Annotated in this window: 6 protein-coding genes and 1 pseudogene; 3 read left to right on the top strand and 4 right to left on the bottom strand. The window is 59.9% G+C overall.

Translation table 11 applies throughout. The features are described from left to right. Nucleotides 1-344, bottom strand: a pseudogene (locus BLT98_RS28350) (membrane-bound PQQ-dependent dehydrogenase, glucose/quinate/shikimate family); the annotation flags it as partial. A gap of 626 nt (nt 345-970) precedes the next feature. On the opposite strand from BLT98_RS28350, the gene ppa reads away from it, so the two are divergent. Beyond that, nucleotides 971-1,513: an inorganic diphosphatase gene (gene ppa, locus BLT98_RS28345; RefSeq protein WP_034786159.1), complete on the top strand. Its 543-nt coding sequence runs from the start codon at nt 971-973 to the stop codon at nt 1,511-1,513. A 50-nt stretch (nt 1,514-1,563) separates the two neighbouring features. On the opposite strand, the gene BLT98_RS28340 is transcribed toward ppa, so the two are convergent. Then, on the bottom strand, nt 1,564-2,697 hold the full coding sequence (locus BLT98_RS28340; protein WP_092613700.1) for a GNAT family N-acetyltransferase: 1,134 nt from the start codon (nt 2,695-2,697) through the stop codon (nt 1,564-1,566). Between the two features lie 91 nt (nt 2,698-2,788). Here BLT98_RS28340 and BLT98_RS28335 point away from each other — a divergent pair, with 91 nt between their 5' ends. Together BLT98_RS28335 and BLT98_RS28330 are read left to right on the top strand one after the other, a co-directional pair. Next, the gene (locus BLT98_RS28335) at nt 2,789-4,405 is read left to right on the top strand and encodes an NAD+ synthase (protein WP_034786157.1); all 1,617 of its coding nucleotides are present in this window, start codon (nt 2,789-2,791) and stop codon (nt 4,403-4,405) included. Nucleotides 4,406-4,446: 41 nt separating this feature from the next. After that, the gene (locus tag BLT98_RS28330) at nt 4,447-4,785 is read left to right on the top strand and encodes a P-II family nitrogen regulator (protein WP_034758685.1); all 339 of its coding nucleotides are present in this window, start codon (nt 4,447-4,449) and stop codon (nt 4,783-4,785) included. 216 nt (nt 4,786-5,001) lie between these two features. Here the strand turns inward: BLT98_RS28330 and BLT98_RS28325 are convergent, their stop codons facing one another. Together BLT98_RS28325 and BLT98_RS28320 are read right to left on the bottom strand one after the other, a co-directional pair. Beyond that, complete coding sequence (locus tag BLT98_RS28325) at nt 5,002-5,631, bottom strand: trimeric intracellular cation channel family protein (protein WP_034758680.1); 630 nt, start codon at nt 5,629-5,631, stop codon at nt 5,002-5,004. 121 nt (nt 5,632-5,752) lie between these two features. After that, nucleotides 5,753-6,427: a Smr/MutS family protein gene (locus BLT98_RS28320; RefSeq protein ID WP_092613698.1), complete on the bottom strand. Its 675-nt coding sequence runs from the start codon at nt 6,425-6,427 to the stop codon at nt 5,753-5,755. Nucleotides 6,428-6,432 lie beyond the last annotated feature (5 nt).

The following is a 6,432-nucleotide window of genomic DNA, read 5'->3' as shown; positions in this document are numbered from 1 at the left end:
GGCGGATCGAGGCGGCGGTCGATGAACGGCAGCAGCAGCCAGACGGCGGCGGCAAACCAGATATCGAGGCGCGGCAGCAATTGCCACCAGTCGAATTTCACTTCAATGACGGACCAGATGAGGGTGGCGGTCAGCAGCAGCGCCATGAACGGTTGCGCGCTGCGCTTGCCTTTAAAGACGAGCACGCCCGCGACCAGCATGCCTATGCCGGCCAGCAAGTAGTACCAGGAGCCGCCAAGCGTGGCCAGCCAGATGCCGCCGCCCAGCAGGGCGAGGCCAAACAGAATGAAAATAACGCCGGTGACCTTTAATAAAGGACCGGGCCGGAAAGAGGGAATCATCATATTCCTTTTTGCAAGGATTTATCGGTGGCGCGTTGCTGCGCCATATTGATTTCAGGGAAGGCGTCGATTGCAGAATATACAAAGTTTGGAATCACCAGAATGTGACAGTTTATCAGAATTGATGATTGTCTTCCGGTCGTGCCATTTTTTGGCGGGGCTCTTGTTTGAATCAAATAAACACTTCAAATAAGAACAAATATTATGCTGGATAACTGTTTTGCGGGGCTGGAAGGCCGACTGGAGGGGAGAGGGTGGGGTGGTCGCGCAATAATGCAGGGGTGCCGCGGAATAAATGAAAATAAAACTGTTGTTATAAGTGGCTGCAAAAAATGCAATGCGGATTATAATAACCATTCCTGGTGTGTGGTGATATTCAAATGAAAATACGCGGATATTCCATCGGCATTAATTCAAGGCGTCGGTAGTATTGCTTAGGTGTTTGTACTTATTATTGCCGATGGCTTATTTATTCTCTCGATGGCCAGTTGCGCGCGCCGGCGGGCCATGCACGCCACTGTTGCTGGCGGGACGCGCAAAACGCCGGCGGGGCGCTGCTGCATCGCACAAGGTGCCTGTACTTCGCTATAATTACGCGGTTAAAACACCATCCGCTAATGAGGAACCCCATGAGTTTGAATAACGTCTCTTCCGGCCGCGACCTGCCGAACGATTTCAACGTCGTCATCGAAATCCCGATGAACGCCGATCCGATCAAGTACGAAGTCGACAAGGAAAGCGGCGCGATTTTCGTCGATCGCTTCATGGGTACCGCCATGCATTACCCGTGCAACTACGGCTATGTGCCGAACACCCTGTCGCCGGACGGCGACCCGGTTGACGTGCTGGTCATCACCCCGTTCCCGCTGATTCCGGGCGTGGTCGTGCGCTGCCGTCCTATCGGCGTGCTGAAAATGACCGACGAGTCGGGCGAAGACGCGAAAGTGCTGGCCGTGCCAGTCGACAAGGTCCTGTCGATCTACAGCCACTGGCAAAAGCCGGAAGACTTGAACGAGCTGCGCTTGCGCCAGATCCAGCATTTCTTTGAGCACTACAAAGATCTGGAAAAAGGCAAATGGGTCAAGATCGACGGCTGGTATGGTCCTGAAGTGGCCAAGGAAGAAATCCTGAACGGCGTTGCCGCTTTCAAGACTGACGCCGCCAAAGCCTAAGAATACCCAGTAAAAAACGCTCCCCGCCAGTCATGGCCGGGAGCGTTTTTTTATGCGCGAAACGGACTGTGCTCGTTCAATTCATCGAGGTAGGCGTCGATGCCGCCCCGTTCGCGCTCGAGGAAACGCTGTACGGCGTCCGCAAAGGCCGGGTGCGCCAGCCAGTGGGCGGACCAGGTCTTTTGCGGCAGGAAGCCGCGCGCCATCTTGTGCTCGCCCTGGGCGCCCCCTTCGAAGGTGGCGATGCCGTTGGCGATGCAAAACTCCAGCGGCTGGTAATACGCCGTCTCGAAATGCAGGCAGGGCACATGCTCGAGCGCGCCCCAGTAGCGGCCGTACAGGGTGTCGGCCGTGTGGATCACCAGCGAGGCGGCAATGGCCCGGCCTTCGCGCTCGGCGATGACCAATAGAATGTTCTGCGGCATGCTGGCGCCTATGCGCCGGAAGAAGTCCAGGCTCAGATAAGGCGACGAGCGGTGTTCCGCATAGGTATTGCTGTAGCAGCGGTGGAACAGCTTCCAGTCGGCATCAACAGCATCCACACCCCGCACCTGGCGCAGGGTGACGCCCGCTTCCCGCACCTTGCGCCGCTCGGCGCGGATATTCTTGCGCTTCTTGTGTTCCAGCGTGGCGAGGAATTGCTCGAAATCCGTGTAGCCGGGATTGAGCCAGTGAAACTGCACGCCACTACGCATCAGATAGCCAGCTTGCGCCAGCTGGCGCGCTTCGCTTTCTGGCGGGAACAGGATGTGGCAGGACGACACCTCGCTGGCTTGCTGCTGCGCTTGCAGGAAGGCCAGCAGGGCCGCGCGCGCCTCGCCATCGCGGGCCAGCAAGCGCGTGCCGCTCACGGGCGTAAACGGTATCGCGGACAACAGTTTCGGGTAATATTCGAGACCATGTTGCTGATAGGCCTCGGCCCAGGCCCAGTCGAACACGTACTCGCCATACGAGTGCATTTTCAGGTACAGGGGCAGGGCGGCGACCAGCACATCGCCTTGCCACAGCAGCAGGTAATTCGGCTGCCAGCCGGTGTCCGCGCTGGCGCAGCCGGACTCGTGCAGCGCGTGCAAAAAGGCGTAGGAAAGGAAGGGAGTGGCCTCCGCCTGGCTTGCCAGCAGTTCAGACCAGGCCGCTTCGCCAATTTCAGCCAGGGTAGTGACGATAGCCGTGCGATAATTCATTGTTGTAGTGTGCATTCATCACTCTCGGGGCGCCGCCATCGGCCCGCGCGCCCCTGTCTTGTTTAATAGAACGAAAATATCCATCATCATCATGACAGTCAAAGTCGCAATTGCTCAAATGAATAGTACGGTCGGCGATCTGGCCGGCAACCGTGCCAAGATCTTCGATCTTTCCCGCCGCGCCTTTGAGGCGGGCGCCGATATCGTGCTCACGCCGGAACTGTCGCTGGTCGGCTATCCACCCGAGGACCTGTTGCTGCGCAATGCATTCTACGCAAAAACGCAGGAAGCGTTTGCCGGGCTGGCCGCTGACCTGGCCCAGTTCAAGGATTTGCACGTGGTGGTGGGCTTGCCCCTGCAAGACGAGAAGGGCGTGCGCCACAATGCCGCCTCCGTGCTGCTGAACGGCGAAGTGCTGGGCACCTACCGCAAGCACGATTTGCCGAATACGACCGTGTTTGATGAAAAGCGTTACTTTACGTCGTCCGACCAGGCTTTCGTGTTTGGCGTGAAGGGCGTGCGTTTCGGCATCAATATTTGCGAAGACACGTGGTTCGAGCATGCGCCGATGCGCGCCCGCGCTGCCGGCGCGCAAGTGTTGCTGGTGCCGAATGGCTCGCCCTACCACATGAACAAGCAGCATCTGCGCTATGAAACCATGCGCAGGAACGTCAGCGCGCAAGGCATGGCCCTAGTGTACGCCAACCTGGTCGGCGGCCAGGATGAGCTGATTTTCGACGGCGACTCGTTTGTCATGGATGCGGCCGGCACGATCTGCGCCCAGCTGCGCCATTTCGAGGAAGACTTGCAGGTCGTCGACTTCGACGGCGCCACGCCCGTGCCGCAGGCGCTGGCCGCGCCATTGACCACCGAGGCGCAGGTGTACCAGGCGCTGGTGCTGGGTGTGCGCGACTATATCGGCAAGAACGGCTTCCCTGGCGTGCTGATCGGCATGTCGGGCGGCGTTGATTCCGCCCTGACCCTGGCCATCGCCGTCGATGCGCTGGGCGCCGACAAGGTGCGCGCCGTGATGATGCCGTCGCAATTTACGGCCGATATCTCGTGGATCGATTCGCGCGACATGGTAAAACGCCTCAATGTGCGCTACGATGAAATTCCGATCAAGCAAACCTTCGACGCTTTCCGCGCCACCCTGGCTGACGAGTTCGCCGGACTGGCGGAAGACGCGACGGAAGAAAACATCCAGGCGCGCATCCGCGGCACCTTGCTGATGGCCCTGTCGAACAAGCATGGCAGCATCGTGCTAACGACCGGCAACAAGAGCGAGATGGCCGTCGGTTATTGCACCCTGTATGGCGACATGGCGGGCGGCTTTGCCGTCATCAAGGATATCGCCAAGACCCTGGTGTACCGCCTGTGCGCGTGGCGCAACAGCGTGTCGGACGTGATTCCCGAGCGCATCCTGACGCGCGGACCGTCGGCCGAGCTGCGCGCCGACCAGCTGGACCAGGATTCCTTGCCGCCATATGATGTGCTCGACGGCATCATGCAGCTGTACATGGAAGAAAACCGGCCGATCGCCGAGATTATCGAGGCTGGCTACCCGCCGGCCGATGTGGCCCGGGTCACGCGCCTGATCAAGATCAATGAATACAAGCGGCGCCAGTCGCCGGTGGGCATCCGCGTCACGCACCGTGGCTTCGGCCGCGACTGGCGTTACCCCATCACGTCGAAGTTTTACGAATAAGCAGCCATCTGTCCACAATCCAACAATTTTAAGGAGTAGCCATGAAACAGATTACCGCCATCATCAAACCATTCAAGCTCGACGAAGTGCGCGAGGCCCTGGCCGATGTGAACGTAACGGGCTTGACCGTGACGGAAGTGAAGGGCTTTGGCCGCCAGAAAGGGCATACCGAGCTGTACCGTGGCGCCGAGTATGTGGTCGACTTCTTGCCGAAAGTCAAAGTCGAAGTGGTGGTGGACGACAGCGTGTCGGAACTGGTGGTCGACGCCATCATCAAGGCGGCCCGCACGGGCAAGATTGGCGACGGCAAGATCTTCGTGCGCGACGTGGAGCAGGTGATCCGCATCCGTACCGGCGAAACCGGCCCAGACGCCGTCTAGCACCAGCCATAAGCTACTGCGCGTCGTGCTTTGCGGCCTGCGATGCTCACCGTGCTTCAGCACGGTTGCGCTTCTTAGCCACAAATCGCTGCCGCTCGCTACGCTTCTGGCAGGCGCTATGTAGATGTTCTTCAGCAGACCGTAGGTCGGATTAGCGCGTGCGCGTAATCCGACATGAGTTGCGAATAATATTGCTGGATTACGCCCCGGCGCGGTTCAGCGCCCCAGCCGCATGTCGAATTTCCAGCAGATCAGGCGCAGAATCGTGATGCCGCTGGCGCTGGTCCACAGCGCGAAGTCGTGTTCGGCGCCGAAGTGCATTTGCAGCAGGTAGGCCCAGCAGCCGAAAAACGCGCAGATGGCGTACGGTTTGCCGTCGCGAAACACCATCGGCACTTCGTTGCAGACGATGTCGCGCATCACGCCGCCAAAAATCCCCGTAATCACCCCCATCATCGATGCGATGAAGAGCGGCATGCCGGCCCGCGTTGCTTCGGCCACGCCCGCGATGGCGAACATGCCCAGGCCGATGGCGTCGGCGATGACGATCAGGCGTTCCGAGACGATCTGGCGCAAATGCTGGATCAGGGGCGCGGCCGTCAGGGCCAGCACGAAGATGAGAATCGCGTATTCCTGGTGCGACACCCAGAACAGGGGCCGCTTGTCGAGCAGGATGTCGCGCAAAGTCCCCCCGCCAAACGCCGTGATGAACGCCACGACGAACACGCCGACCAGGTCCATGCGCTTGCGGCGCGCTTCGATGAAGCCGGAAAACGCGCCCACCAGGATGGCGATGACCTCAATGATCTTGATCAGCGAGCCAGGCGGCAATTGGGGTGGCATCATGGGTGGAGCGCTTGAGCAGGAAATAATTGTCACAGGTTAACATGACACGGCCCCGAATGGTGACAAACGGGGCCGTGTGCAGTGCGGAACTTGTTATTGAATTGTGATCTTGCTGTCAAGGCTAGCGGATAGGCTGCAGTGCGGAAGAAAGCAATACGACCAGTGCGCCATCGCCTCCTTCGGAGCGGCGCGCCTGGCAAAAGGCGATGACTTCATCCTTTTGCACGAGCCAGCTGTGCACCATCGATTTCAAGACCGGTTCCTGGCCTTTCGAGCCAAAACCCTTGCCGTGGATCACGCGCACGCAGCGCAGCTTGCGTCTTGTCGCCTGGTTCAGGAAGGCGCCGATGCCGTCGCGCGCCTCGTCGCGGCGCAAGCCGTGCAAGTCCAGCTCATCCTGCACGGGCCAGTGGCCCTTGCGCATCTTCTTGACCACCTCCGGGCCCACGCCGGGGCGGGCGTAGTTCAGGGCCGGATCGTTTTCCAGGTAGTGGTCGACCTCGAACAAGTCCGACAGCGACTCGCGCAGCACGGCCGCATCGTCCTCTTCCGGCGACAGCTTGCGCGCCGGCTGCTGGGCCGCCATGGCGCCTGCCTTGGGCAGGCTGGGCACGTAGCGGTCCGACTCGGGCAGGCGCTTGACGCCGCCGATGCTGGCCTTGAACAGATTGCTCTCCACGGCCTGCACCTTCACCTGCTGCGCGCGCTCAGCCGCAGCTTGCGCGCGCGCATCGGCCTGCTCCTTGAGTTGCTTGCTGACCGCTTTCAGGTCGGCAAAGTCTTTCATCGACGCCATGCGCC

It is taken from the genome of Janthinobacterium sp. YR213 (assembly GCF_900099875.1).
Lineage (GTDB): Bacteria > Pseudomonadota > Gammaproteobacteria > Burkholderiales > Burkholderiaceae_D > Janthinobacterium > Janthinobacterium lividum.
This window is presented reverse-complemented; position numbering and strand designations above follow the sequence as displayed.

Excerpts from the sequence above, each read along its gene's own strand:
- BLT98_RS28325 (WP_034758680.1), bottom strand. The coding sequence starts at position 5,631 with ATGATGCCACCCCAATTGCCGCCTGGCTCGCTGATCAAGATCATTGAG.
- ppa (WP_034786159.1), top strand. The coding sequence starts at position 971 with ATGAGTTTGAATAACGTCTCTTCCGGCCGCGACCTGCCGAACGATTTC.
- BLT98_RS28335 (WP_034786157.1), top strand. The coding sequence starts at position 2,789 with ATGACAGTCAAAGTCGCAATTGCTCAAATGAATAGTACGGTCGGCGAT.
- BLT98_RS28320 (WP_092613698.1), bottom strand. The coding sequence starts at position 6,427 with ATGGCGTCGATGAAAGACTTTGCCGACCTGAAAGCGGTCAGCAAGCAA.
- BLT98_RS28330 (WP_034758685.1), top strand. The coding sequence starts at position 4,447 with ATGAAACAGATTACCGCCATCATCAAACCATTCAAGCTCGACGAAGTG.
- BLT98_RS28340 (WP_092613700.1), bottom strand. The coding sequence starts at position 2,697 with ATGAATTATCGCACGGCTATCGTCACTACCCTGGCTGAAATTGGCGAA.